General features: G+C 71.8%; 19 protein-coding genes. 14 read left to right on the forward strand and 5 right to left on the reverse strand.

Features of this window, described 5'->3' with window-relative positions; all coding sequences use genetic code 11:
* Window positions 1-333 precede the first annotated feature (333 nt).
* Together TNCT1_RS05935 and TNCT1_RS05940 are read left to right on the forward strand one after the other, a co-directional pair.
* On the forward strand, window positions 334-3,096 hold the full coding sequence (locus TNCT1_RS05935) for a DEAD/DEAH box helicase (RefSeq protein ID WP_143629424.1): 2,763 nt from the start codon (window positions 334-336) through the stop codon (window positions 3,094-3,096).
* Window positions 3,093-4,406 (forward strand): SWF or SNF family helicase, encoded by a 1,314-nt coding sequence (locus TNCT1_RS05940; RefSeq protein WP_143629018.1) that lies wholly within the window; start codon window positions 3,093-3,095, stop codon window positions 4,404-4,406. Before TNCT1_RS05935 ends, TNCT1_RS05940 begins: the two co-directional genes overlap by 4 nt.
* Before the next feature lie 181 nt (window positions 4,407-4,587).
* Here the strand turns inward: TNCT1_RS05940 and xylA are convergent, their stop codons facing one another.
* The gene (xylA, locus tag TNCT1_RS05945; protein WP_143629020.1) at window positions 4,588-5,754 is read right to left on the reverse strand and encodes a xylose isomerase; all 1,167 of its coding nucleotides are present in this window, start codon (window positions 5,752-5,754) and stop codon (window positions 4,588-4,590) included.
* 185 nt (window positions 5,755-5,939) lie between these two features.
* On the opposite strand from xylA, the gene xylB reads away from it, so the two are divergent.
* The 8 genes from xylB to TNCT1_RS05990 all read left to right on the forward strand — a co-directional run bounded on the left by xylB (window position 5,940) and on the right by TNCT1_RS05990 (window position 17,922).
* Window positions 5,940-7,385: a xylulokinase gene (gene xylB, locus TNCT1_RS05950; RefSeq protein WP_143629022.1), complete on the forward strand. Its 1,446-nt coding sequence runs from the start codon at window positions 5,940-5,942 to the stop codon at window positions 7,383-7,385.
* A 64-nt stretch (window positions 7,386-7,449) separates the two neighbouring features.
* Window positions 7,450-8,673 (forward strand): ROK family transcriptional regulator, encoded by a 1,224-nt coding sequence (locus tag TNCT1_RS05955; RefSeq protein WP_143629024.1) that lies wholly within the window; start codon window positions 7,450-7,452, stop codon window positions 8,671-8,673.
* Window positions 8,674-9,325: 652 nt separating this feature from the next.
* Window positions 9,326-9,928, forward strand: a complete 603-nt coding sequence (locus tag TNCT1_RS05960; RefSeq protein WP_143629026.1) for an N-acetylmuramoyl-L-alanine amidase — start codon at window positions 9,326-9,328, stop codon at window positions 9,926-9,928.
* 78 nt (window positions 9,929-10,006) lie between these two features.
* A complete protein-coding gene (locus TNCT1_RS05965; RefSeq protein WP_143629028.1) occupies window positions 10,007-11,320 on the forward strand; it encodes a GAF domain-containing protein in 1,314 nt (437 codons plus the stop codon).
* A 56-nt stretch (window positions 11,321-11,376) separates the two neighbouring features.
* The gene (gene adh / locus TNCT1_RS05970) at window positions 11,377-12,900 is read left to right on the forward strand and encodes an aldehyde dehydrogenase (RefSeq protein WP_143629030.1); all 1,524 of its coding nucleotides are present in this window, start codon (window positions 11,377-11,379) and stop codon (window positions 12,898-12,900) included.
* Window positions 12,901-13,481: 581 nt separating this feature from the next.
* Window positions 13,482-15,167 (forward strand): ribonuclease J, encoded by a 1,686-nt coding sequence (locus tag TNCT1_RS05975; protein WP_143629031.1) that lies wholly within the window; start codon window positions 13,482-13,484, stop codon window positions 15,165-15,167.
* A 437-nt stretch (window positions 15,168-15,604) separates the two neighbouring features.
* On the forward strand, window positions 15,605-16,840 hold the full coding sequence (locus TNCT1_RS05980; RefSeq protein WP_143629426.1) for a PP2C family protein-serine/threonine phosphatase: 1,236 nt from the start codon (window positions 15,605-15,607) through the stop codon (window positions 16,838-16,840).
* A 521-nt stretch (window positions 16,841-17,361) separates the two neighbouring features.
* Window positions 17,362-17,922, forward strand: a complete 561-nt coding sequence (locus TNCT1_RS05990) for a hypothetical protein (RefSeq protein WP_174266167.1) — start codon at window positions 17,362-17,364, stop codon at window positions 17,920-17,922.
* Between the two features lie 385 nt (window positions 17,923-18,307).
* On the opposite strand, the gene TNCT1_RS05995 is transcribed toward TNCT1_RS05990, so the two are convergent.
* On the reverse strand, window positions 18,308-18,646 hold the full coding sequence (locus TNCT1_RS05995) for a MerR family transcriptional regulator (RefSeq protein WP_143629033.1): 339 nt from the start codon (window positions 18,644-18,646) through the stop codon (window positions 18,308-18,310).
* A 1,156-nt stretch (window positions 18,647-19,802) separates the two neighbouring features.
* Between TNCT1_RS05995 and TNCT1_RS36885 the strand changes: the two genes are divergently transcribed.
* Window positions 19,803-19,934: a hypothetical protein gene (locus TNCT1_RS36885; protein ID WP_373920457.1), complete on the forward strand. Its 132-nt coding sequence runs from the start codon at window positions 19,803-19,805 to the stop codon at window positions 19,932-19,934.
* A gap of 46 nt (window positions 19,935-19,980) precedes the next feature.
* Window positions 19,981-20,340 (forward strand): hypothetical protein, encoded by a 360-nt coding sequence (locus TNCT1_RS06005; RefSeq protein WP_143629035.1) that lies wholly within the window; start codon window positions 19,981-19,983, stop codon window positions 20,338-20,340.
* 102 nt (window positions 20,341-20,442) lie between these two features.
* Here TNCT1_RS06005 and TNCT1_RS06010 read toward each other — a convergent pair whose 3' ends face one another.
* Window positions 20,443-20,757, reverse strand: a complete 315-nt coding sequence (locus tag TNCT1_RS06010) for an SCO5918 family protein (protein ID WP_143629037.1) — start codon at window positions 20,755-20,757, stop codon at window positions 20,443-20,445.
* A 695-nt stretch (window positions 20,758-21,452) separates the two neighbouring features.
* Window positions 21,453-21,593: a hypothetical protein gene (locus TNCT1_RS35485; protein ID WP_160160377.1), complete on the reverse strand. Its 141-nt coding sequence runs from the start codon at window positions 21,591-21,593 to the stop codon at window positions 21,453-21,455.
* Between the two features lie 236 nt (window positions 21,594-21,829).
* Here TNCT1_RS35485 and TNCT1_RS06025 point away from each other — a divergent pair, with 236 nt between their 5' ends.
* The gene (locus TNCT1_RS06025) at window positions 21,830-22,237 is read left to right on the forward strand and encodes an FKBP-type peptidyl-prolyl cis-trans isomerase (RefSeq protein WP_143629043.1); all 408 of its coding nucleotides are present in this window, start codon (window positions 21,830-21,832) and stop codon (window positions 22,235-22,237) included.
* A gap of 563 nt (window positions 22,238-22,800) precedes the next feature.
* Here TNCT1_RS06025 and TNCT1_RS06030 read toward each other — a convergent pair.
* Window positions 22,801-23,592 (reverse strand): hypothetical protein, encoded by a 792-nt coding sequence (locus tag TNCT1_RS06030; RefSeq protein WP_143629046.1) that lies wholly within the window; start codon window positions 23,590-23,592, stop codon window positions 22,801-22,803.
* Window positions 23,593-24,007: 415 nt separating this feature from the next.
* Here TNCT1_RS06030 and TNCT1_RS06035 point away from each other — a divergent pair, with 415 nt between their 5' ends.
* The gene (locus TNCT1_RS06035; RefSeq protein WP_143629048.1) at window positions 24,008-24,415 is read left to right on the forward strand and encodes an STAS domain-containing protein; all 408 of its coding nucleotides are present in this window, start codon (window positions 24,008-24,010) and stop codon (window positions 24,413-24,415) included.
* Window positions 24,416-24,625: the final 210 nt, after the last annotated feature.

A 24,625-nucleotide genomic window follows, 5' to 3' on the forward strand; every position in this document is an offset into this window, starting at 1 on the left:
CGCGGTTCCGGGACCTGACCCTGAGACATCCCCGAGACGCATCCCTTAGTGGCCCGCGTCACAGTCCGGGCGTTCGAGGCCGTCCTCCGGCTTGCTGTACCCTCAGCCGCTCCGAGCCAGTAGTCAAACTTGAGGAGTGCGGGCAGAGTCGTGCAGAGGATCACCACCGAACCGTCCGAGCCGTCCGAGCCGTCCGAACTCCCTGACCTGAGCGAGCCGTCCGCACTCCTGGAACCGTCAAAGCCACCTGAGCCGTCCGACCCGCCCGGGCCGTCGGCGCTGAACCGCTGCTGCGCGGTCTTCCTCCCGTCCGACCCGCCCCGCGCGGGCACGATGGCCTTCTGGCGGCCCGACGGCGAAGCACCGCCTGCCGCCGCCGAGGGCTCCGTCGCGGAGCTGGACCTGGTGCTGCCCGCGCCGGACGGCGCCGTGGAGCGGGTGCTGCTGCCCGCCCTGCTGCTGCCGGTCCACGCGGCCCTCCCGGTGCTCACCCGGCCGGAGCCGGGCGGCCGGCACCGGGCCACCGCGTTCTGGGGCACGGCCGGCCTGCTCGCCCTGCGGTTACTGGCGCGCGGTCTCCTGCTGCCCGGCCTCTCGCCGGCCGACCACGACATGTGGCGGGTCGGACCTCTGTCCGCGCGCGATGCCGAGCTGGTCCGTGAGCTCGCCGCCGCCATGCCCCCGGAGGCGCACGCCACGCCTCTCGCGGTGGACGGACGGCCCCGCCTGCCGGACCCGGAGCGGCTGGTGCGCTCCTTCCTGGACGCGGTCGCCGACGTCCTGCCCCGCTCCCCCGCCGCCCGGCTCGTGACGGGCGGCGCCGCGTTCGCCGCGCCCGAGCCCCAGCACCTGCCCGGCCTGCGCGCGTGGGCCGACGACATGGCCGCCGGCCACGACACGGGCGTACGGCTGTCGTTGCGGGTGGAGGCGCACGGGCTTGGCGACGGCGTCCGCGAGGTACACGACGCCGTGCGGTTCCGTGCCGTGCTCCAGGTGCACGGCACGAGCGGGACGGTGGACGTCGCGGACGCCGCCGGGCTCTGGTCCGGCCCGGCGGCCACGCGTGAGGCGTTCGGCCCGCGCGCGCGGGCCGACACGCTGCTGGCGCTGCGCCGCGCGGTCCGGGCATGGGCGCCGCTGACTCCCCTGCTCACCGCCGCCGTGCCCGACGTGGTGCACCTCGCCGACGAGGAGATCGCCGACCTCCTGGGCGAGGGCGCCCAGGCCCTGGCAGCCGCCGGCGTCGACGTGCACTGGCCGGAGGAGCTGTCCCGCGGGCTGACCGTGCACGCGTCCGTCGGCCCGCCGGACGGGCAGGCCCCGGCCCGGCCGTCGTTGCTCTCCGCGCATGACCGGCCGGTGCTCCGGTGGTCGTTCGCGCTGGGCGGGAGCGACCTGTCGCGGGCGGAACTGGACCTGCTGGCCGAGGCCAAGCGTCCCCTGGTCCGGTTGCGCGACCGGTGGGTGCTCGTCGATCCCCGCGAGGCGGCTCGCGCGCGCTGCCGCGAGGACCGTTCCATCACCCCGATGGAGGCCATGGCCGCCGCCCTGACGGGCTCCGCCGAGGTCGACGGCCACCGGGTCGACGTGCGGCCCACGGGGTGGCCGGCGCAGCTCCGGGAACGGCTCGCGGACCCGCAGACGGCCGAGCCCGTGGGAGCGCCCCCCGGTCTCGCCGCCGCCCTGCGGGACTACCAGTTGCGCGGCCTGGGCTGGCTGGCCAGGACGACGGCCCTCGGGCTGGGCTGCTGCCTGGCCGACGACATGGGCCTGGGGAAGACGGTCACCCTGATCGCGCTCCATCTGCATCGGCAGGCGGACCCAGAGTCGGCCGGTCCCACGCTGGTGGTCTGCCCGGCGTCCCTGCTCGGCAACTGGCAGCGCGAGATCGGCAGGTTCGCGCCCGGCGTGCCGGTGCGCCGGTTCCACGGCGCCGGGCGCGGCCTCGGCTCCCTCTCCGACGGCGAGTTCGTCCTCACCACCTACGGCACCATGCGGCTGGACGCCGAACGGCTCGCCGGAGTGCCCTGGGGGGTGGTCGTCGCCGACGAGGCACAGCACGTCAAGAACCCCTACGCGGCGACCGCGCGCGCACTGCGCTCCATCGGCGCACGCGCGCGCGTGGCGCTCACCGGCACACCGGTCGAGAACGACCTCACGGAACTGTGGGCGATCCTCGACTGGACCACGCCGGGGCTGCTCGGCCGTCTGGGCGACTTCCGCGTGCGGTACGCGCGGCCCGTCGAGGGCGGTGGGGACCCGGCCGCCGCCGAGCGTCTGACGCGGCTCGTGCGTCCGTTCCTGCTGCGGCGCCGGAAGTCGGACCCGGGCATCGCGCCGGAACTTCCGCCGAAGACCGAGACCGACCATCCGGTGGCCCTGACGCACGAGCAGACCGGCCTGTACGAGGCGTTCGTGCGCGAGACCCTCGGCCTGATCGCGGACGCCGGCGACATGGCCCGCCGGGGCCTCGTCGTGAAGCTGCTGACCGGGCTGAAGCAGATCTGCAACCATCCGGCGCAGTTCCTCAAGGAGGACGATCCGGAACTCGCGGGACGCTCCGGCAAGCTGGAACTGCTCGACGAGTTGCTCGACACCATCCTCACGGAGGGCTCGGGGGTGCTGGTCTTCACGCAGTACGTGCGCATGGCCCGGCTACTCGAACGGCATATGAAGGCCCGTGGGGTCCCTTCACAACTGCTGTACGGGGGCACCCCGGTCGCCGAGCGCGAGGCGCTGGTGCGCCGCTTCCAGGACGGCGCGGTACCGGTCTTCCTGCTGTCGCTCAAGGCCGCGGGAACGGGCCTGAACCTCACCCGGGCCGAGCACGTGGTGCACTACGACCGCTGGTGGAACCCCGCGGTCGAGGCGCAGGCCACCGACCGGGCGTACCGCATCGGGCAGACCCGGCCCGTGCAGGTGCACCGGCTGATCGCCGAGGGCACCGTAGAGGACCGCATCGCGGAGATGCTCGGGCGCAAGCGCGCGCTCGCGGACGCGGTGCTGGGCGCCGGCGGGGCCGCGCCGGTGGAACTGACGGAACTGACGGACGCGGAACTCACCGCACTGGTGGAACTGCGCGGGGAGGCGCTATGAGCCGTCACGGCCAGGAGCAGGACAGCGGCGTGGAGCGCACGTTCGCCGCGTTGCCGCCCGCGCGCGGGCGCGCGTTCGCGCGGACCTGGTGGGGCCGTGCATGGCTGGCGGCGCTGGAGGACGCGGCCCTGGACGCCACCGCGGTGAAGGCGGGGCGCCGGCTCGCGCGCGCGGGCGAGGTGGGCGCGGTGACCGTGCGGCCGGGACGGGTCACCGCCGTCGTCCGGGAGCCGAAGGGCACCGCGCACCGGGCCGACGTCCTGGTGCCCGAGCTGTCCGAGTCGGAGTGGGCCCGGTTCCTCGACCTGGCCATGGAGCAGGCCGGACATCTGGCGGCGCTCCTCGACGGGGACCTGCCGTCGCACCTGATCGAGGACGCCGCGGTCAGGGGGATCGAGCTGCTGCCAGGGCTCGGCGACCTGGAGCCCGAGTGTGACTGCGGCGCGTGGGACCACTGCGGTCACACCGCCGCCCTGTGCCATCAGGTGGCGCGGCTGCTGGACGAGGACCCGTTCGTGCTGCTGCTCGTGCGCGGCCGGGCCGAGAGCAGGTTCCTGCTCGAACTGCACCAGCGCAGCACCGAGCCGCCGGACGAGGCGGCGGAGCCGGGCGAGGCGGACACGAGTGAGGGCGTGGACGCGGCGGAGGCGTGGGCGGCCGCGGACATCCTCCCCGCGCTCCCCGAGCTGCCCGCCCTCCCGGAGGCGCCCGGCGGGCCGCCGCCCTACGAGGCGGGCACCGCACCGGTGCCGGCACTCGATCCCAAGGCCCTGCGGTACCTGGCCGGGAGGACGGCCCAGGAGGCCCACCGGCTGCTGGCGCAGGCCCACGGCAGCGGTGGTCTGGAGGCGCCGGACCACCGCCAGCAGGCGGCGGCCGTGGACGTCGTACGGCTCGCCGAGGCCGACGGCGCCGTTCCCGATGCCGTGGCCGAGCGGCTCGCCCAGGGATCGGGGCGGGGCCGCGAGGGGCTGGCGAGGGCCGTTCGCGCCTGGCGCCTGGGAGGCGCCGCGGCACTGGCCGTGCTGGACGAGGAGTGGCAGGTCCGGGACGCGGCGCTCGCACGCGCGCGTGCGGCGCTGGAGGCGGCCTGGGAGGCGGACGAGCGGCCGGCGTTCCGGGCGGTCGGCAACCGGTGGACGGTCCCGGACGAGGAGGTGCAGCTCCGCCTCGGGCGGGACGGCCGCTGGTGGCCGTACCGGAAGGAGGGCGGGCACTGGGTCCCGGCGGGCGCCCCGGACCGGAACCCGGCGACAGCGCTGGCCGCGGCGCGGCGCGGTCCGGAGGCCGGTACGCCCGCGGGCGACTGACGGCTGTCACTCCCACCGGCGGGACGCCGTCAGTGGCGGGGCCGGGGCCTGCCGGGCGGTGCCCGCGGGCACCGCCCGGCGGGCGGCAGCCACAGGCCGCCCGGCGGACAACGAACCCGGCCGGCGTCCGCCGCCGAATCGACCCCAGCCGCCACCCGGCGGGCTTGCGGGCCTGCCGGTCTCAGTCCCGGGCGCCCAGCAGGTGGTCCATGGCGAGCTGGTCGAGCCGCTCGAAGGCCATGCCGCGCTCGGCCGCCGCCGCCACGTCGAAGTCCTCGAAGGCCGCGCGGTCGGCGAGCAGTGCCTGCAGGCCGTCCGACGCGGTCGGCTGGGCGAGTTCGTCCAGCCGCGAGGCGCGCAGCGCCTCCTGGACCTCCGGGTCGGCGCGGAACGCCGCGGCGCGCTCCTTCAGGATGAGGTAGTTGCGCATGCAGCCGGCCGCCGACGCCCAGACGCCGTCGAGGTCCTCGGTCCGCGGCGGCTTGAAGTCGAAGTGGCGGGGCCCCTCGTAACCGGCGCTCTCCAGCAGGTCGACCAGCCAGAACGCGGCCCGCAGGTCGCCGGCGCCGAACCGCAGGTCCTGGTCGTACTTGATGCCGGACTGGCCGTTGAGGTCGATGTGGAAGAGCTTGCCCGCCCACAGGGCCTGCGCGATGCCGTGCGGGAAGTTCAGCCCGGCCATCTGCTCGTGGCCCACTTCGGGGTTGACGCCGAACAGCTCGGGGCGCTCCAGCCGCTCGATGAAGGCCAGCGCGTGGCCGACGGTGGGCAGCAGGATGTCGCCGCGCGGCTCGTTGGGCTTGGGCTCGATGGCGAACCGGAGGTCGTACCCCTGCGAGGTGACGTACTCGCCGAGGAGGTCGAAGGCCTCCTTCATACGGTCGAGCGCCGCGCGGACGTCCTTGGCGCCGCCGGACTCGGCGCCCTCGCGGCCGCCCCAGGCGACGTACGTCTTCGCGCCCAGCTCGGCGGCCAGGTCGATGTTGCGGATCGTCTTGCGCAGGGCGTAGCGGCGCACGTCGCGGTCGTTGGCGGTGAACGCGCCGTCCTTGAAGACGGGGTGTGTGAAGAGGTTGGTGGTGGCCATCGGCACGGTCATGCCGGTGGCGTCCAGGGCCTGCCGGAAGCGCTTGATGTGGGACTCGCGCTCGGTGTCCGAGGACCCGAAGGGGATCAGGTCGTCGTCGTGGAAGGTCACTCCGTGGGCGCCGAGCTCCGCCAGGCGCTGCACCGTCTCGACCGGGTCGAGGGCGCGGCGGGTGGCGTCGCCGAACGGGTCCCTGCCCTGCCAGCCGACGGTCCACAGGCCGAAGGTGAACCTGTCCTCGGGGGTGGGCTGGTAGTTCATGCCGCGGCTCCTTGCTTGGTACGACTATTTCGTCATGGCCGTTTACAAATTAGTATGCGCACGCACCTCTGGGAAGACACAAGGTGTGTCCTCGACGGCGGAGGATCCGTTCCACCGCCGCCGCGGACCTATGTCCCGCCGGATCACGGCACATCCCGCGGAGCCGCGGAAAGAGGGAGAGCCCGATGTCAGCAGCCGAGGGTCCGCTCGTCGTGGGCGTGGACACCTCCACCCAGTCCACGAAGGCACTGGTCGTCGACGCGGCCACCGGCGAGGTGGTGGCCAGCGGTCAGGCGCCGCACACCGTGTCCTCGGGGGCCGGCCGGGAGAGTGACCCGCGTCAGTGGTGGGACGCGCTGTGCGAGGCGCTGCGCCAGTGCGGCGAGCCCGCGCACGAGGCCGCCGCGGTGTCGATCGGCGGCCAGCAGCACGGCCTGGTCACACTGGACGGGCACGGTGAGCCGGTGCGTCCGGCACTGCTGTGGAACGACGTCCGCTCGGCCCCGCAGGCCCGTCGGCTCGTCGAGGAGCTGGGCGGCCCCAAGGCATGGGCGGAGCGGACCGGCAGCGTGCCCGGTGCGTCGTTCACGGTGACGAAGTGGGCCTGGCTGGCCGAGCACGAGCCGGAGGCCGTCCGCGCCACCAGGGCGGTCCGGCTCCCGCACGACTACCTCACCGAGCGGCTGACCGGGCAGGGCACGACCGACCGCGGCGACGCGTCCGGCACCGGCTGGTGGGCGGCGGGCACGGAGGCGTACGACGAGGAGACGCTGGCCCACGTGGGGCTCGACCCGGCGCTGCTGCCCCGGGTGGTGCGGCCCGGCGAGGTGGCCGGCACCGTGCGCGACAGTCACGACCTGCCGTTCTCCAAGGGCACGCTGGTGGCCCCGGGCACCGGTGACAACGCCGCTGCCGCACTGGGCCTCGGGCTCAGGCCGGGCACGCCGGTGCTGAGCCTCGGCACGTCGGGCACGGTGTACGCGGTCGCCCGGCGCCGCCCCGCCGATCCGACGGGCACGGTGGCCGGTTTCGCGGACGCGCACGGGGACTGGCTGCCCCTCGCGTGCACACTGAACTGCACCCTCGCCGTGGACCGTGTCGCGGCGCTGCTGGGCCTCGACCGGGAGGCCGTGGAGCCCGGCGCCTCCGTCACCCTGCTGCCGTACCTGGACGGCGAGCGCACCCCGAACCTGCCCCACGCCTCCGGTCTACTGCACGGGCTGCGTCACGACACGACGGCCGGCCAGTTGCTGCAGGCGGCCTACGACGGGGCGGTGCACGCATTGCTCGGCGCGCTCGAACTGGTCCTTGAGGAGGACGCGGACCGCAGCACGCCGCTGCTGCTGATCGGTGGCGGGGCCCGGGGCGCCGCCTGGCAGCAGACGGTACGGCGGCTGTCGGGTCGGCCGGTGCAGGTCCCCAGGGCCGGGGAGCTGGTGGCCCTGGGTGCCGCCGCACAGGCCGCGGGCCTGCTGACCGGGGAGGATCCGGGCGCGGTCGCCCGGCGCTGGAACACGGCCGCCGGCCCGGTGCTGGAGGCCGTGGAGCGGGACGAGGCGACGCTGGCCCGGATCAGCGGGGTACTCTCCGACGCGGCCCCGCTGCTCGAGCGGGGGACGGAATCGCGCTGAGGCCGGGACCCGCCCCGAGCGGGATCCCGGGGCCGGCCGCACACACCGAGGACTGACGAAGGGCATGACCGCACCGCTGCACGAGGACCGCGCGCGCGGTACCGGACGCTCCCTGCCCGACACTCAGCAGGGCATGCGCCGGCGCAACCTCGCCCGGGTGATGCACGCCGTCAGCGCGGCCGGTCCGCTGTCGCGGGCGGCGGTCGCCTCCCACATCGGGCTGACCCGGGCCGCGGTGTCGACCCTCGTGGACGAGCTGATCCGCTGGGGTCTGCTGGAGGAGCTGGGCCCGGAGCGGCCCGGCCGGGTGGGCCGTCCCGGATCGGCGCTCGCGGTGAGCGGACGCGGCCCGGCCGGCATCGGGGCGGAGATCGGCGTGGACCATCTCGCGGTGTGCGCGGTCGACCTGCGCGGCACGGTCCGCACACGCGCCGTGCGGTACGGCGCGAACCGGGGCCGGGCCCCGGAGCCGGTGCTGGAGGAGCTGACGGAGCTGGTCGGCCGGGTCGTGGCCCAGGCGGGGCGGGAAGGACTGTGGCCCGCCGGACTCGCGGTCGCCGTGCCCGGGCTCGTGGCGCGCGACGGCCGCACCGTCGTACGCGCCCCGAACCTCGACTGGCACGATGTGGATCTCGGTTCGCTGCTGCCCGGCGGGCCGCCGCTGACCGTGGACAACGAGGCCAACTTCGGCGCCCTGGCGGAGCTGTGGCTGGGAGCCGGCACACCGCGCGACTTCCTGCACGTGTCGGCCGAGATCGGCATCGGCGCCGCGGTGGTGGTGGACGGTCGGCCGCTGCGCGGAACCCGCGGTTTCGCCGGCGAGCTGGGCCATGTGCCGGTCCGCCCCGACGGCCCCGCCTGCCCGTGCGGCGGGCGCGGCTGCCTGGAGCAGTACGCCGGCGAGGAGGCGGTGCTGCGCGCGGCCGGCCTCGAGCCGTGCGAGGACCTGGCCGGTCTGCTCGCGGAGCGCGCCGGGGAGGGCGACGAGGCCGTGCGCCGAGCCCTGCGGGACGCCGGAACGGCACTCGGCATAGCCCTGACCGGGGCCGTCAATCTGCTCGACCCCGAGACGGTGGTCCTGGGCGGCGCGCTCGCGGGCCTGTCCCCCTGGCTGCTGCCCTCGCTGGAGGCGGAGTTGACGGACCGTACGGCGGGACCGGCCTGCCCGGTGTCCGTGTCAGGACTGGGCCCCGAGGGTCCGCTGCTCGGCGCGGCCCACTATGTCGTCCGCTCGGTGCTCGACGATCCGGCGACGGTCGCGGAACGGCCCGCGGCGGCGCGGAGCTGACGCACCGCGGCTCACGGCCGGGCACGGAAACCGGGGTGGAGACCGGGCTCGGGCGACGGCAGTGGACCTCCCACCGGGAAACGGGCCCGGCGCACCACGGAGAAGCGGGCCTGACGGACCGGGCCTGCAGACCGGCCTCACCCGATCGGGCGGCCGAGTTGTTCACAACGCGCGCCCTGTCCACCGATCCACGGCGCACTCTTCTGCCCAACTCCTCCGCGCCGTACCGTTGTTCACACGCGAAGCAACCGCCACCCCATCGCAGCCGTGTCTGCGCGGCGGTGCCTCTCGCGGCACGGAACACACGCATCGAGTGAGGCCGGTTGCCGCCCCTCGGGGGAAAGACGCGACACGCACGGGGAGGAGTGAGCGTGGAGTGCGAGACGAGCACGGTGGTGACAGTCGGCCGCCTCGGGGGTGGCACCGCCCCTTGGCCCCGGTTGGAGTCAGACGCGCGGCCGATCTCGGCCGGCTCGGCGCGTCCGCTGGAGGACGCGTTCCCGATACCGCAGCTTGACCTGGTGCGGTGACTGACGCACGACACGCACGCGCGATTCGCGCGAGACCTCATGAACGCCCCCCACTGACGTCGCGTCAGCCGCCCACGGCACGGCCCCGTCCCCCCCCACCCGCTCCCGAAAGGCAGCCGACGATGGACACGAACCGGCCCAGACTCCAGCTCAGCAGAAGACGGATCCTGATGGGCGCGGCACTCGCCGCGGTCCCGGGCGCGCTGCTCCCCGACGCCCGCGCGGGCGCTCAAGCGGCCGTCGACTACCCCGCGGCCGAGTGGCAGCCGGCGGTCTCCACCAACTACACGGCGTCGAACCGGCCCGCCGGCTACACCATCGACCGGGTCATCATCCATATCACCCAGGAGACGTACAACGACACGCTCGCCATCTTCCGCGACCCCGACAAGAAGGTGTCCGCCCACTACGTGGTCCGTTCGGCGGACGGTCACGTCGCCCAGTGCGTGCGCGAGGCCAACATCGCCTGGCACGCGGGCAACTGGGACTACAACACGCGCAGCATCGGCATCGAGCACGAGGGCTGGGTGGACCAGCCGGCGTACCTCACCGACGCCCTCTACGAGCAGTCCGCGAAACTGACGGCCGCCGTCTGCGCCCACTACGGCATCCCCAGGGACAGACAGCACATCATCGGCCACTACGAGGTACCCGGCAGCGACCACACCGATCCCGGGCCGCTGTGGGACTGGGTGCGCTACATCAGACTGGTCAATTTCGCCTAGGCGGCTGTCGAACCGGTTGTCCCCGCCAACCCGCCGCGTGACGATGGAGCCAGCCGTTTCACCGTCCGGGAGGGCCAAGTGACCGATCCCTGGGTGGCCCTGGAACCGGGGGCCGACCCCGCCGAGCGCGTCCTGGCGCTGCGCCGGGCGCACGAGACGTTCACGACGGCGGGCACGGTGCCCCGCCCGGTGCGCTCGGTGGTGGCCGAGTCGTGGCGGCGCAGCGCGCGGGCCGGTGTCGGGCCGGACGGCAGCGCCAACGTTGAGCTGACCGACGGCGACCTCGGCGCCCACCGGGCCGAGCACCCGCTCGCCAGGGTGATGCCCCTGTTCCGGGAGCTGATGGGCTCGTTCGCCGCCGACGGCGAGCACCTGCTGGCGGTGTGCGACGCGCACGGCAGGCTGCTGTGGGTGGAGGGGCATCCGGCGACCCGGCGCCGGGCCGACCGGATGAACTTCGTGCCGGGCGCGCTCTGGTCGGAGGCGGCGGTGGGCACCAACGCGCCGGGTACGGCGGTCGCGCTGGACCGGCCGGTGCAGGTGTTCGCGGCGGAGCACTTCATACGGCAGGTGCAGCCGTGGACCTGTGCGGCCGCGCCGGTCCACGACCCGCACACCGGGCGGGTGCTGGGCGCTGTCGACATCACCGGCGGCGACAGGCTGGCGCACCCGCACAGCCTGGGCTTCGTGCAGGCGGTGGCCCGGGCCGCCGAGTCGCAGCTCGCGCTGCTCGCCCCGCCCCGGCACGCCGAGGAGACGGCCCTGCTCAGCGCGCTGGGGCGGGACGAGGCCGAACTCCGGCTGCGCGGCAGGCGCGTCCGGCTCGGCCGCCGGCACAGCGAGATCCTCGTGCTGCTGGCCCGCCACCCCGAGGGGCTGACGGGTGACGAACTGCTCTGCGCGCTGTACGAGGACGAGGCGGTGACCCCGGTGACGCTGCGGGCCGAGCTGGCGCGGCTGCGGCGCCTGATCGGGCCGGGACTGCTCGCTTCCCGGCCGTACCGGCTGACGGTGGCGGTGGAGTGCGACGTCACCGTGGTGGAGCGGCGACTGGAGGCGGGCGCGCTGACCGGGGCGGTGGCGGCGTACACCGGTCCGCTGCTGCCGGGTTCCCGGGCCCCGGCGGTGGTACGGCTCCGGCGGCGGCTCGCCGACGGGATGCGGTCGGCGCTCGTCGCCCACCGCGACCCCGACCTGCTGGCCGGCTGGGCGCGCGCCCCGTGGGGCGAGGACGACCTGGAGGTGTGGCGGGCGCTGGCGGCGGTGCGGCCGTCGGCCTCGGTACGGGCGCGGCTGGCGGCGCTGGAGGGCGAGCTGGCCCTGCCGCCTCGCCGGGTGCTCGCGCCGCCTCCGGGCCGCGGCGCAACGTACTCGCAACGTCCGCGTGCCTAGCCTCGCGGCGAGAGCTGCCCAACGGCGGGCAGCGCTTCACCGGGAGGCAGACCAGCATGACCCGTTACGCGGCGCCCGGCACCGAGGGCGCGATCGTCTCCTACCAGGCGCGCTACGACCACTTCATCGGCGGCGAGTACGTTCCGCCGGTGCGCGGGCAGTACTTCGAGAATCCGTCACCGATCAACGGGCAGCCGTTCACCGAGATCGCGCGCGGCACCGCGGAGGACGTCGAGCGGGCGCTGGACGCGGCGCACGAGGCCGCGCCCGGCTGGGGCCGTACCTCGGTGACGGAGCGGTCCGACATCCTGCTGCGGATCGCCGACCGCATGCAGGCGAACCTCGAGGCCCTGGCGGTGGCCGAGAGCTGGGAGAACGGCAAGCCGGTGCGGGAGACGCTGGCGGCCGACATCCCGCTCGCCATCGACCACTTCCGCTACTTCGCGGGCGCCATCCGCGCGCAGGAGGGCTCGCTGAGCGAGATCGACGACGACACGGTGGCGTACCACTTCCACGAGCCGCTCGGTGTGGTCGCGCAGATCATCCCGTGGAACTTCCCGATCCTGATGGCCACCTGGAAGCTGGCGCCGGCGCTCGCCGCGGGCAACGCGGTCGTCCTCAAGCCGGCCGAGCAGACCCCGGCGTCCATCCACTACTGGGTGAGCCTGATCGCCGACCTGCTGCCGCCGGGCGTGCTCAACATCGTCAACGGCTTCGGCGTGGAGGCGGGCAAGCCGCTGGCCTCCAGCCCGCGTGTGGCGAAGGTGGCGTTCACCGGGGAGACCACGACCGGGCGGCTGATCATGCAGTACGCCTCGGAGAACATCAAGCCCGTCACGCTGGAACTGGGCGGCAAGTCGCCGAACATCTTCTTCGACGACGTCTGGGCGCACGACGACGACTTCCGGGACAAGGCGCTCGAAGGCTTCACGATGTTCGCGCTCAACCAGGGCGAGGTGTGCACCTGCCCCTCCCGGGCGCTCGTCCAGCGGGGCCACTACGCCGAGTTCCTGGAGGCGGCGGTGGCCCGTACCCGGCAGATCAAGACGGGGCACCCGCTCGACACCGACACGATGATCGGCGCGCAGGCCTCCAACGACCAGCTGGAGAAGATACTCTCCTACCTGGACATCGGCCGGCAGGAGGGCGCCAAGGTGCTCACCGGCGGCGAACGCATCGAGTACGACGGAGAGCTGAAGGGCGGCTACTACGTCCAGCCGACCATCTTCGAGGGCGACAACCGCATGCGGATCTTCCAGGAGGAGATCTTCGGGCCGGTCGTCTCGGTGGCCTCCTTCGACGGCTTCGACGACGCCATCAAGATCGCGAACGACACCCTGTACGGCCTCGGCGCGGGTGTGTGGTCCCGCGACGTCAACACCGCCTATCGCGCGGGCCGCGCGATCCAGGCGGGCCGCGTGTGGACGAACTGCTACCACGCCTACCCGGCACACGCCGCGTTCGGCGGCTACAAGCAGTCCGGCATCGGCCGCGAGACGCACCGGATGATGCTGGACCACTACCAGCAGACGAAGAACATTCTTTGTTCTTACAGCCCTCGGAAACTGGGCTTCTTCTAGAGGCTGAAGTCGGGTTGCCTGGAGGCACCGTCGCGCTCCAGGCAACCCGGAATATCGGCTACAGTCAGTGACGATCTGGAACCTTCGCGCTACTGTCTGGCGCCTAGGGGAGCTCGCCCGGACCAGTCGTGGACCAAAGGGCGCCGAACGACATCACCCCACGAGCCGTCCGCTCATGAGCGCCGCGAGTCCAGGACTTCCCGGGACCGGCTCCAGACAACGGCCGCGCCGCCCCCGCCCGACCTCGTCGTCGAGTTCATGGGGCTCCACACCGGGTTCCGGCATGGCTGGCGGGGCGGCGAGCGCTTCGGGGACACCGCCGACTGTCCGCCTGGCGAGAGAAGCTGCCTCTGAGCGCTCTCGGCCCACTTGTTCCTGAGCGCCGACGGCACCCGCGTCTCGACCATTTCGAGCGGACCGGTGCCGAGGCCACAGGAAGGTAGCAAACACCGAAAAACACGACAGGGTGCACGAGATTCTTCTCCGGCACCGGGCGAAGGGCGGGTGCCCCGCTCCCTCGGGAAAAGGAGATCGCACAGGCAATGGATCACCCTGTCCCGCTCTCCGGGTACCGTCAGGCTATGAGTCATCCGCACCCCGAACTGAAAGCCGCCCCTCCCCTTCCCGAAGGAGGGCTGCGGGTCACCGCCCTGGGCGGCCTCGGTGAGATCGGCCGCAACATGACCGTCTTCGAGCACGCCGGCAAGCTGCTCATCGTCGACTGCGGCGTGCTCTTCCCCGAGGAGACCCAGCCCGGCGTGGACGTGATCCTGCCGGACTTCACCTCGATCCGGGACCGGCTGGACGACATCGTGGCCGTGGTCCTCACCCACGGACACGAGGACCACATCGGTGGCGTGCCATACCTGCTGCGCGAGCGCTCCGACATTCCCGTCGTCGGCTCCAAGCTGACGCTGTCGTTTCTGGAGGCCAAGCTCAAGGAACACGGCATCCGGCCGCGCACGGTACGGGTGCGGGAGGGCGACCGGCGTGGCTTCGGGCCCTTCGACTGCGAGTTCGTGGCGGTCAACCACTCCATCCCCGACAGCCTCGCGGTGGCGATCCGTACCCGGGCCGGGATGGTTCTGCACACCGGCGACTTCAAGATGGACCAGTTCCCCCTCGACGACCGCATCACCGATCTGCGCGCCTTCGCCCGCCTCGGCGAGGAGGGCGTGGACCTGTTCCTCACCGACTCCACCAACGCCGAGGTACCCGGCTTCACCACCTCCGAGCGGGAGCTGAACCCGGCGATCGAGCAGGTGATGCGCACCGCGCCGCGCCGGGTCATCGTCTCCAGCTTCGCCAGCCATGTGCACCGCATCCAGCAGGTCCTGGACGCCGCCCACCAGCACGGCCGCAAGGTCGCCTTCGTCGGCCGGTCGATGGTCCGCAACATGGGCATCGCCCGTGACCTGGGCTATCTGAAGGTCCCGTCCGGTCTGGTGGTGAGCACGAAGGAGCTGGAGAAGCTTCCGGACCACAAGATCACCCTGGTGTGCACCGGATCCCAGGGCGAACCGATGGCCGCGCTGTCACGGATGGCCAACCGTGACCACCTGATCCGCATCGGCAAGGGCGACACCGTCCTGCTCGCCAGCTCCCTCATCCCCGGCAACGAGAACGCCATCTACCGGGTGATCAACGGACTCACCCGGTGGGGCGCCCACGTGGTCCACAAGGGCAACGCCAAGGTGCACGTCTCCGGGCACGCCAGCGCCGGCGAACTCGTCTACTGCTACAACATCGTCAAGCCCCGCAACGTCATGCCCGTGCACGGCGAATGGCGCCACCTGCGGGCCAACGCCGACCTCGCCATCCGTACCGGTGTCGACCCCGAACGGGTCGTCATCGCCGAGGACGGCGTCGTCGTCGACCTGGTCGACGGACGCGCGTCCATCACCGGCAAGGTCCCCGCCGGCAACGTCTACGTGGACGGCATGGAAGTCGGCGGCGCCACCGAAGCGTCCCTCAAGGACCGCCTCACCCTCGCCGCCGAAGGCGTGGTCACGGTGGTGGCGATCGTCGACGCGGACACCGGCGCCCTCGCCGAGGCCCCCGACTTCCTGGCCCGGGGCTTCGTCCACGACGACAGCACCTTCGAGTCGGTCGTCCCCGTCATCGAGAAGACCCTGGCCACCGCCGCCGAGGAAGGCGTCGGGGACGCGCACCAACTCGAACAGCTCCTCGCCCGCGCCGTGGCGAACTGGGCGTTCCGCACCCACCGCCGCAGGCCCCTCATCATCCCCGTCATCATCGACGCCTGAGCCGTACCCCGGCAGCACGACCTCCGTTCCGGCCGCGGCTCCGCCGGGACGGAGGTCGGGCATGGGAATCACAGCCACCCCAGCAGGCCGGGGTGGCAACGCACTCCACATGACGCCGCCGTCACCAGGGACAGGACCAGTGGGCTCGGCGAGGCGACCACGTTCGCCGACGGCGTCGCAGCACCACCTCATCGACCCAGTCCAGCAAGCGGCCGTTGAGAGGGAACACGCGCTTGGCCGAGTGGAATGCCTTTCACGGATGATGCGGTGCCATAGCATCTGCCCGGCACCGGGCTTGGCGCGGGCCTCTCGCGCGTCCGGACAGCACACTGAGCACCAGCGAGCGGCGAGGAGTCACCGTGACCGTATACGGGCATGACGAGGGCGGTGAGCCGACCACTCGTACTCCGGAGAACGGGGACGGCCGGGGCAGCGCGATGACCTTGGCGGAGACTCTGGCGGCGGCGGAGACCGCAGCGCCCGTGGAGTCACTCGACGTGATCGCGCGCATGCTCAAGGAGCAGCTCGGGGCCGCGTCGGTGTCGTTCCTCATCACCGACTTCACCGGCGGCTCGGTCGTACGGCTGGGGGCGGCGGGCAGCGTCGAGACCGATGAACCCGCCCGGCGCATCACGCTGCGGGACACCCTGTACGACGACGTGATCCGCACACAGCGGCCGAGCGTGGAGGACAAGGGCGACGGCGCGCTGGTTCAGATCGTGGCCCCCGTGACCAATCGCGGGGACGCCATCGGGCTCCTCGAACTGTTCCTGCCCGCGGCGCCGGACGCGGAGGTGATGCGGGCGATCGGCGAGACCGCGCACGCCCTGGCGTACATCGTCATCGCGAACCGGTCCTTCACCGACGTGTACCAGTGGGGCCGCCGTACCACCCCGCTGAGCCTGGCCGCGGAAATCCAGCACCGGTTGCTCCCGGCGTCACTGTCGTGTGAGGCGGCGCAGTTCGCGGTGGCCGGGGCGCTGGAGCCGGCCGACCACGTCGGGGGTGACACCTTCGACTACGTGATCGACCGGGACACGGTCCAGCTCTCTGTCACCGACGCCATGGGTCACGATGTCGACGCCGCGCTGCTGGCGACCCTCCTGGTGGGCGCCCTGCGCCGGGCCCGGCGAGCCGGTGCCGACCTCGCCGAGCAGGCCCGCCAGGCCGACCAGGCCATGCGGGAGCACGGCCGCCAGAGCTACGTCACCGGCCAACTACTGCGTATCAGCCTCATCGACGGCAGGACCGAGTTCGTCAACGCCGGGCACCCCTGGCCGCTGCGGATGCGGGACGGACAGGTGCGGGAGATCGCTCCGCAGATCGATATGCCGTTCGGCTTCCATGCCCCGCACAGATATCGGGTCCAGTCGCTGGACCTGCGTCCGGGCGACCGGCTGGTGATGCTGACCGACGGCATGCTGGAGCGCAACGCCCACCGTCTCGATCTGTCGGATCTGATCGTCCGCACCCGCGCGCTGCATCCCCGTGAGGCCGCTCGCACCCTCGTCGCGGCGGTCGTCGACGCCCACCACGGCCACCTGCAGGACGACGCGACCGTCATGTGCCTGGACTGGCACGGTGTCGACCAGTCCCAGCGGGACGCCGACACCGGAGCCGACCTCGCCGATGCCTCCGCCCGGCGAAGGGGGCGGACCGTTGCCGGGCGATGACTCGGGAACTTCTCCGACACCCCGCTTCAGCGGGCTCTTGGGGCAGGTGAGGCGGGGACCATTCCGGCATGGTGCCGGCCACGCAACCTCGGGTCGATCGGTTCGGCCAGGTCGGCCGCCCGCTCCACCAGAGAAGTAACCGAGTGGGCCCGCTCCCCCGCACGGTCGCCTGGTGATTCGTCGGGTGGCCCGTCTGCACGGCGCTCCCCGCGCTGACACGACGTGACCACACCCGACTTCAGCGGCGTCGCGGGGCCCAGCTCCTCGTCCTCTGCCGGGCTCCTAGGCGTCACTGGCAGCCGTGCGGTGATGCCAGAAAACCTCACCTGGACACATGGCGGGGGCGCTCCAGAACCCCGTAGGCACGTCGCCGGGACCGAGCCGGTTCGCCACCGCGGAAACTCCAGCCCCGTTGACCTACCGCCAATGGGGCCTGCGGAAGCCGAGTAGAACGGCTGGTCCTGGGAACGATCAGGGCTTACGAACGGGCATCTCCGCTCGCCTACGCGCAAGGATCGCCGATGCTTCCTGAGGTCCGCCCCCACCTGTCCACCGCGCTCGCAGACCAGTTGGAACACCAACTGGACCTCGCTCCGCATCTCGAGGAGGGCCAGCTCGACGTGGAGGGCATCGCCGGAGTCGCAGTGGTCGCAGCCGCCCACTCCGATGGCTACGCGGCCACCGGCCATCTCCTCGGGCTGCTGGCCGCGCTGCCTGCCCCCACCGCGGCAGGCGAGCGCTTCTGGTCGGATCTGTGGAGGTCTTCGGGCACCGCGTACCTGCTGCCCGTCAACATCAAGGATTCTGTGCTGCGTTCGCTGGCAGGAGAGGGAACCGCCCTGGCCCGGCAGGTCCTCTCGGCCGTCGATGAGATGACGTCGCCCCAGCGCTCCGCGGCCGGGGAGGTGATCGGTCAGGGCCTCGTCGAGTCCGACCATCTACCCGACCTCAAGACACAGGTCATCGGAGAACTGTGGCTCCGAGATCTCGAGCTCACCGCCTGGCGCGTCCTGCACGCAGACCGCAGGTCGGACGATCGGGCTGGGCGGAAAGCCTTCCTCGACGCCTGGACGAGCGTCTGAACGTCGGCTCCTCCTGACTGCGCGATAGCCGCGCCAGACATGCGGCTTCCGTACCCGACGACGCATGCCGCGACTGGACTCAGGTAGTTTCGGGCCGAAGTCACACCGGTCCCGGGCCGGCCCAGGATCAGGGGCCGCACGGGCGGCGGCCACCTGACGCGGCGTGCGCTCCCGCTCCCTGTGGCAGACAGAGGTGATCGCCCTGGTCCCTGCGGCACAGCACAGCAGAACACCCACACCAAAGGCGCGGGCAAGACGGAATTCCGGACCACGACAGCTGACACAGACGCTGCACGCCCACACACCGCGTCACCACAGGAAATGATCAGGCCACACACGAGACCGTGCGTACGATGCCCGCCCGGCGCTGACGGGCACGCTCATCTCATGCTGCTGCCGTTGGGTTCGCTGATTCGGCGGCGCGGCGATATTCGGCGTTGATGCGCTGGGCTTCCTCGAGCTGGTCTTCCAGGATGACGATCCGGCAAGCGGCCTCGATGGGGGTCCCGTGGTCGACGAGTTCCCGAGCGCGGGCGGCGATGCGCAGCTGGTAGCGGGAGTAGCGGCGGTGGCCGCCCGCGGAGCGCAGCGGGGTGATGAGGCGGGCTTCGCCGAGGGCTCGGAGGAAGGCAGGGGTAGTGCCGAGCAACTCGGCGGCTCGGCCCATGGTGTAGGCGGGGTAGTCGTCGTCATCGAGACGGCCGAACGTGTCGTCTGCTGTCATCGCACCTCTCTGTGGAACGCGCGGAGGGGCCCTGGCACCGTACTGGCACCAGGGCCCCGAAGGAACTACTACACCATCTACCGGCCCTGATACTGCACCGGCCCTGTGTTTCCGCGGACCCGACCGAGATGCTGTCGGGGGCGCGGGGATCGCGGCTGCCTGACCGGAGACCACCTCACTATCGATGTCCTGCGGTACCCGGGCCAAGACTTCCGCCCGGGCGATCCTGATGGCGTTCGGCTCCTCCGTTCTTCCCTCTTGATCAACTACTTACCAACCGGAACTGCGAACTGCTGGTGGCCTCGAACAGCGCCACTCTTCGACAGCCAGCCCCGTCGCCTGTCCTGCGTCTGCTCTGGCTTGGAACCCTGCTGCCGAACCTCCCGATGCGCGCGCCCGCAGCCGACGCCTTCACCGAGGTACTGCTCACTGCCCTCACTGCTGGGTACTGCGATCCTTCAATTACGGGTACCGCCACTGCGGTACTCCTTATGGCGGCCCCTGATCACTGCGGGCCACCCGGTCCGGTCGCCAGCCCCGTCGCCGCCCTGCGACCGCTCTGGCTTCGAAACTCCACCACCGCACCGTCCTGCGAACTACAACTGCGCTACTGCTGCCCGGCAGTTCATCTCTGCCGGGCCTCACTCGATCTCGGCTACGAGAGAAACCATAACCACACCACCACCTAATGTCTACTCTCGCTGGCATAGATTTTCGCGTGCTCGGAAGTGAGGTGAGCCGCCCCGACCGGGACATGGTTGGCTCAAGCAGCTCCGAGGCCCAGTCCGGCGCTCACAGTGACCCACGGTCGCGCAGCACATCGGGCTGAGCGTGACGTCGCCGACTACGCCGCGGCTACCGTCGACGGGCACCGGCCGACACTGCGGCTCGCGAAGCACACCACCGGCCGGCACGGGCGCCGCCAGCCGTGACGCCCCGCAGGTCGGCCGTTGACGGGCGCGTCACAAAGGTCTGCGCCGCCCTCGACGATCCCGGGATGATCGAGCAGCTCGTGGCGAACCGGCACGGCCCCCGAGACAGGGGCTCACGGCAGCAGGTTCCGTCATGCGTCGACTGCCGTTGCGCACTGGAACTGACTACACACCCCGACACCATCAAGGTCGCCGTTCACGACCCCAGCCGACATGTGCCGCGCATGCGCACCCCTGACCTGAACGGCGGCACCGGGTGCTTCGGCCGACCCATGGTCACCGGTCTCGCCCACGCCACGGCGGTCACCCGGCGGGCCTCCGGCGGCAAGCCCGTGAGCGCCTGCCTTGCCTGGTAGCGTCACCGCTCAAGCAGCCGGATGGCCGACGAATATAGTCGGACTCATGTCGAAGCCTGACGAGCTGCTGGTTGACGTCGCCGCCCTGGTGGAGTCCGGTCAGAGCAACCAGATGTCCCTTACCGTGGTCACCGGTGGCGCTGTCATCACTGGTCGGCTTGCTGCCGAAGCGGTGTGGAAGCAGAGGGTGTCGGATGTGCTGAGGGATTCCGCGCGCTTGGGCGAGTTCGCCACCGTCTTCGACGCCCCCGTGAAGAGGGACGGGCCGCCCACGCATCTGCACTTCCACGTCGCCCGCATCCTGCAGGGCCAGGTGGGGATCCCGGAGACGGGCGGGATGTACCGGGTCGCGATCGAGGACGTCAGCGCCTGGACCGTGGGCGACTTCAGCTACTCCCACCCCTGAGCGATGGCGACAGGAGCCGGCTGGACGCAGTGTGGGCCAGACCGGCGTACCGATCGGGCCCAGACTGCTGGTCAGGTGTCGGCTTGCGCCTGTTTCTCTCGGTCAGGCCGTGACGGGGGCGCCGAGCATGGCGGAGTCGTGCCGCAGCGAGTTGAGGATGCCCACGGGCGCGGGCACGGCCTGGGGGAGGGTGCGGCAGGTGAAGCCGAGCTGGGCCATGGCTCGGGAGACTTCGGCTGCGCTGAAGTCACGGCGGTCCTGGCCGGTGATGACCTGGCCGACCTGCTTGACGGGGTAGTGGCAGCGGCCGATGGCCACGGATTCGCCGATGACCGGTTCGGGCTTGACGCCCTTCATCGATTCCAGCACGCCGACCTTGGTGAGCTCGAAGGGGAAGCGGGCGATGACGCAGCGCATGTGACCTCACAAGGGAGAAGGGAGAACGGTCCGACCGCAGGCGAAACTCTCAGCGGAACAGGGCGAGGACACCCGGGGCGTTGTCCCGCTCGTCGACCGCCGACAGGGCGTCGGGCCGACGGATGGGCGTCGCTCGCCGCGGGGGTGATCGTCTCGGGAAGCGCGACCTCGCCCTGCACTGCGGCGGGCCGGCCGCTGTAACTGCCGGAACGGGCAGGGCCGCCGGAACGGCGCGGCGTCTGCGAGGCGAATGGGCCTTCCTCAATGTGGCACATATCAAGGAATTACCGCAGCGATGAGCGGTATGAGGAATCACGAGTACGGACCGGATGCAAAAGAAAGCAGATCTGGTCGGCAGAAATCTCTGGACGCGCAGGTGCTGGAATGGGTGACGCGATGGGGGCCTCGAGATCCGGGGGTTGGCTGCAGATCCCGCGGGTGAAACCGCTGCGGGAGTCCGCACCGCGCGGACGCCGTGTCGCCGCGATGATCACCCCGCCCGGAGCAGCCAGCTCGGCCATGCGCTTGTCGAGTGCCTTCTCCGGTTCTGCAGCAGCGTTCCTTCGCCCTCGCGGTGGGCGAGGTCGCGCCAGAAGTCAGGTGCCGTCTCGAGGTTCCGGTGCGCGGGAGCGACGCCTCGGAGTACCTGGACCTACTGTGCCTGGGGCCGGCGGGCCGTACGGCAACCACATCGGTCACGGCGCACAGCCAGTCTCGCCGGCCTCGGCAGGTCCTTCGCCCTGCGTGCCGAGCCCGATGAGTCCGTCACCCTGGCGGCCCTGCAGGCCGGAGCCGAGGAAGTCGCTGGTCACCTCGCGCGGGCGCTGATCGCGCACCACCCCTCCGCGGCCTGAAGCCGCCTCGACAGCGAGCTGTCACGGCCGCCGCCTGCTCAAGCTGCTGCTTACGCCTGAGAGCGCACCCTCGAACCGATAGGTCATCACGTGTGGCCGCTGCATCTGGTGTGCTCCGGGGATTGGCGTTCTCGGTAGCGTGACCATCTGCCGCAAGGAAGGGCCATGTGTCGGGCTGGTCCGTGCGACGGCTCCCGGCTGAGAGTGATGAGGCTGCAATGAGTGAACTGACGAAGCCCGAGGTCGACGTTCCGGAGGGTGACGCTCCTACCGAGCTGACCATCCGGGACCTGGTCGTCGGGGACGGTGCCGAGGTGAAGCCGGGCATGGTGGTCAGGGTCCATTATGTCGGAGTGACCTTCGAGTCCGGGAAGGAGTTCGATGCCTCCTGGGACCGGGGTCAGCCGTTCAAGTTCGCCCTAGGCAGTGGCAAGGTCATCAAGGGCTGGGACCGGGGAGTGAGGGGGATGAAGGTCGGCGGTCGGCGCGAGATCATCGTTCCCCCGCGTCTCGGCTACGGCAATCAGTCGCCTTCGCCGTTGATCCCGGCGGGCTCGACCCTGGTCTTCGTGGTGGACCTGCTGGACTCGTATTCCAGCACAACCGGGTGGAGCAAAGCCTGGTGAGCCTGGCCGCTCCTCCCCTGCGGCGTGCTGCGTCGTCCGCCGGGGTGGGCGCCGCCGTGCTCCTCGCTGCCGCTCCTGCTTCCGCCGCCGCAGCCTCCGAAGGGTTCCGCTGCGACTCATTGACCGCCGAAGGCCACAAGGCGACCGACTTCCTCAACGGCCTACCCGGCGCCGCCCGGACGTCTGAACCCGCCGGCCGTGCTCGGCAAACGGCGGAGGTCCCCAGCGGAATTCAGCTCGCACCGCCGATCACAGCGCCGGTCCGAGGAGGCCCCCCCAGCAGCGACACATTGCGCAAGCCGAGACGGACCAAGATCCGGACCATTTCCGGACCAGCACCCCGCCAGCGAGCCGCACCAACTGCTGTTTCCCCTCGTCAGCTTGGGTGCAACTGCTGTACCACCAGCAGACGAAGAACCTGCTCGTGTCGTACTCGCCGCAGAAGCTGGGCTTCTTCTAGGCCGCGGGGAGGGGGCGCCCGGCCGGGCAGATGTCCGGCAGGCGCCCCTGCTGCGCGCACGTCCGGGGCGGCGAGTCGGAGCACGCCCCCGTTCAGCGTCCCGTCACCGCACGGCGTCGCGCTGGACGTCCTTGCGGGAGGCGGCTAGATAGCCGACGAAGCCGAGGATCGCCACCGTCCAGGACAGCGTGACCGGCCCAAGACCCAGGCCGAGTCCGCCCCTGCCGTGGCCGACGGCCATCCAGTCTGCGACAGAGGCGCCGAGCGGGCGTGTGATGACGTACGCGGCCCAGAACGCGGCCACCGCGTTCAGGTTCCCCCACCGGTGGGCGACGGCCGGCACCGCGATCGCGGCGGCGTACAGGACGGCGGAGCCCAGGTAGCCCAGGCCGATCGTGGCGGTGAGGTCGCCCGCGGCGGTACCCAGTGCGAAGGTGGCGAGCACGGCGGCCCAGTAGAAGGCCTCCCGGCGCCGGGTGTGGATGCTGTGGATGGACAGGGTGCGTTCGCTGCGGTACCAGAGGGCGAAGACGGCGGCCAGGCCGGCCAGGAAGAACGGGGTGGAGAGCGTGTACGGCACGCCGAGGCCGACGTGCAGGACGTCGGCTGCCATGGTGCCGAACACGCTGACCATGACGATCGCCGTCCAGTAGATCCAGGCCACGTACCGGCGGACGGCGAACTGCACCGTCAGGGCGGCCACCAGGCCGATACCGCCGAGGCCGACAGCGGGGACCGGGCCGAGCGCCTGCGCCAGGAAGTCGGAGGCCGTCTCCCCCATGCCGGTCGTCAGCACCTTGATGATCCAGAAGTAGACGGTCACCTCCGGCACCTTGCTCGCCGCTTGTCGTACGTGGCGCAGCGGCCGCTTCCCGATGAGGTGATCTGTGGTCATGGCAGGCACGATGACACGCCCGGCCGCCGTTGCCCCAGACCCCTTTGCCAGAGCTTTGGCGCCTCTGGAGCACACGTTGCCCGAGCCCCGTCCGGGCCTGAACACAACCTGAACACAGTGACAGGCGAGCTGGTCAGCGGCGTGCGAACGGTGATATCCGCGGCCACCCGAGGCCGGCATGGTGGCCGGGGGCAGCAGAGGACCGGATTACAGTACGTTCCCTTACTCCCGATATATCCTGTCCTCACGACACTCCGCCCAGCCGCACGCGCCAGGCCCCTGGCCCCGGGCGTCGCGAGGCGGCCGCCACCTCCGTGACCCGGCAGGCCCACGACGGGATCACGCGGTTGCGGGCCGCCGGCCTCGCCGAGCGGCCGGCCGAGGGCCGGTGAGCGGCACGGACGAGGGATTGGCCATGCGCACGAACATCATCCGGCACGAGAAAATGATGGTGAGCTACGACGTGGTCGGCGGCTGGACCGTCGTCGAGGTCGACGGCGAGCCCGACGCCCACACCGCCCCCATGATCCGCGAAGCGGTGATCAGGCTCCTCGACGAAGGACATCGCCACTTCGTTCTGGACCTGGGCTTCGTCGGGTTCATGGACTCCATGGGGCTGGGCGTGATCGTGGCGATCACCAAGCGCATCCGGGAGCACGAGGGCTCGTTGCGCATCGCGTGCTCCTCCAGCCGGGTGCTCCGGCTGTTCGAGATCAGCGGCATGCGCGAGAGCTACGAGATCTACGCCTCGGCGGCGGACGCCACCCAGTCCGCCCCTTCGCCCGACAGCCTCGCGTACTGGCCGCACCCCTCCCCCGGCTGAGGAACGCGCCGCTCCGCCGAACCGGGTAGCGGGTCCGGCGGGCGGTCACGCACCGCTCACCGTGCCGGGCGCGGGAGAGCACGGCGGGGACCCGCGGGGGCCCGCCGACCGCGGGAGCGGAGCCGTGGGAGCGGAGCGTTGGGAGCGGAGCCGTGGGAGCGGAGCGTTGGGAGCGGAGCGTTGGGAGCGGAGCGTTGGGAGCGGAGCGTT

It is taken from the genome of Streptomyces sp. 1-11, from assembly GCF_007176755.1.
Lineage (GTDB): Bacteria > Actinomycetota > Actinomycetes > Streptomycetales > Streptomycetaceae > Streptomyces.

Bases quoted from the DNA above. Each gene is read 5' to 3' on its own strand.
- TNCT1_RS05935 (WP_143629424.1), top strand. From the start codon at position 334: ATGGCCTTCTGGCGGCCCGACGGCGAAGCACCGCCTGCCGCCGCCGAG.
- TNCT1_RS05940 (WP_143629018.1), top strand. From the start codon at position 3,093: ATGAGCCGTCACGGCCAGGAGCAGGACAGCGGCGTGGAGCGCACGTTC.
- xylA (WP_143629020.1), bottom strand. From the start codon at position 5,754: ATGAACTACCAGCCCACCCCCGAGGACAGGTTCACCTTCGGCCTGTGG.
- xylB (WP_143629022.1), top strand. From the start codon at position 5,940: ATGTCAGCAGCCGAGGGTCCGCTCGTCGTGGGCGTGGACACCTCCACC.
- TNCT1_RS05955 (WP_143629024.1), top strand. From the start codon at position 7,450: ATGACCGCACCGCTGCACGAGGACCGCGCGCGCGGTACCGGACGCTCC.
- TNCT1_RS05960 (WP_143629026.1), top strand. From the start codon at position 9,326: ATGGACACGAACCGGCCCAGACTCCAGCTCAGCAGAAGACGGATCCTG.
- adh (WP_143629030.1), top strand. From the start codon at position 11,377: ATGACCCGTTACGCGGCGCCCGGCACCGAGGGCGCGATCGTCTCCTAC.
- TNCT1_RS05975 (WP_143629031.1), top strand. From the start codon at position 13,482: ATGAGTCATCCGCACCCCGAACTGAAAGCCGCCCCTCCCCTTCCCGAA.
- TNCT1_RS05980 (WP_143629426.1), top strand. From the start codon at position 15,605: ATGACCTTGGCGGAGACTCTGGCGGCGGCGGAGACCGCAGCGCCCGTG.
- TNCT1_RS05990 (WP_174266167.1), top strand. From the start codon at position 17,362: ATGCTTCCTGAGGTCCGCCCCCACCTGTCCACCGCGCTCGCAGACCAG.
- TNCT1_RS05995 (WP_143629033.1), bottom strand. From the start codon at position 18,646: ATGACAGCAGACGACACGTTCGGCCGTCTCGATGACGACGACTACCCC.
- TNCT1_RS36885 (WP_373920457.1), top strand. From the start codon at position 19,803: ATGCGCACCCCTGACCTGAACGGCGGCACCGGGTGCTTCGGCCGACCC.
- TNCT1_RS06005 (WP_143629035.1), top strand. From the start codon at position 19,981: ATGTCGAAGCCTGACGAGCTGCTGGTTGACGTCGCCGCCCTGGTGGAG.
- TNCT1_RS06010 (WP_143629037.1), bottom strand. From the start codon at position 20,757: ATGCGCTGCGTCATCGCCCGCTTCCCCTTCGAGCTCACCAAGGTCGGC.
- TNCT1_RS06025 (WP_143629043.1), top strand. From the start codon at position 21,830: ATGAGTGAACTGACGAAGCCCGAGGTCGACGTTCCGGAGGGTGACGCT.
- TNCT1_RS06030 (WP_143629046.1), bottom strand. From the start codon at position 23,592: ATGACCACAGATCACCTCATCGGGAAGCGGCCGCTGCGCCACGTACGA.
- TNCT1_RS06035 (WP_143629048.1), top strand. From the start codon at position 24,008: ATGCGCACGAACATCATCCGGCACGAGAAAATGATGGTGAGCTACGAC.